This is a genomic window from Oleiphilus sp. HI0043 (assembly GCF_001634935.1).
Genome location: NZ_LWEY01000065.1, coordinates 1 through 935, shown reverse-complemented (window position 1 = coordinate 935; position 935 = coordinate 1). Strand labels below are relative to the sequence as shown.

The window sequence follows — 935 nt, the reverse complement described above, 5'->3', positions numbered from 1 at the left end:
ATGGGACTTGGTAGCAGATTTAGATAATAGCTTGCTCGCTACGCCCCAGTTGCCTTCAAGTAGTGCAATTAGACCTTTCTCGGTTTTTATCGTAGCTCTTGACTCGGCGGAACGGCCAAACCACTTAGATACAGACTTGCTTGAATGCACCAGTTTACGTTTCAGCCCTAGTAGCCATACCAATAAAGTAAGCAAAATAGCGATAGCGAGTGCGGCGATGACCAGATTACTTTCTATTAGCCAGTTTCCATAAGATATTCGAACATATCCGGGGTCATGGCTGACAATCGCTGAAACACCAAGCGCTAGAGCCATGCCGACAATAATCAACACGAGTAAACGCTTCATGGTGTTGGCTCCTGCTTGGTACTGTTATCTGTGCTTGAAGGTGTCGGGTTGGAAAGTTTGCCTAAGCTATGGTTAAGATACATGGCTTCAATTTTTGTCTTCAGTAAGCGTAATGACTTTGAAATATCGGGTGTTTCGTAGCTTATTTGAAGTGTTTGCATACTTTTGAGTTTAGAAATCAGAGTTTTCGTTTGTTTGTCCTGAGTATCAAAGTAGTTCTCTAGCCAAATGCTTGCTTGTTTTAAGCTGTGAGTAAAAATAGCCTGGTTTTGCTCTAGTAAGGCAAGGTTTGCTTGTTCGAGCATCAGTCTTAGATTCTGCTTCAGATAATAATTTTGCTCAGGCGCCATAAGAGGCGCGACAGGGTGATCCAAACGCCGGATCAATACTGCTTTCTTTAGCTCGCCCCATACTTCCAGCCATGCTTGCTTCCATGCGGGAAGATCTGAAGTTTGTGATGAACGCTGGCTTGGTGTTTGTTCTGGCTCTGGCTTGCTCGTGTCTAAATAAGCGCTTTCTTTTAAGCCGTCTAAAGAAGAAATGATAGCCGAGAGTTGCATAAACATACCTTCACGGTCGAGGTGAGA

The 935-nt window shown here is 44.0% G+C and carries 2 protein-coding genes; both read right to left on the bottom strand.

Translation table 11 applies throughout. The features are described from left to right. Window positions 1-348, bottom strand: a 348-nt coding sequence (locus A3729_RS01415; RefSeq protein WP_304439679.1) for a heme biosynthesis HemY N-terminal domain-containing protein, incomplete at its 3' end; no start/stop codon positions are given. Further along, window positions 345-935 (bottom strand): uroporphyrinogen-III C-methyltransferase (locus A3729_RS01410; protein ID WP_197475471.1); only part of this gene is annotated, 591 nt, incomplete at its 5' end. The genes A3729_RS01410 and A3729_RS01415, both read right to left, overlap by 4 nt.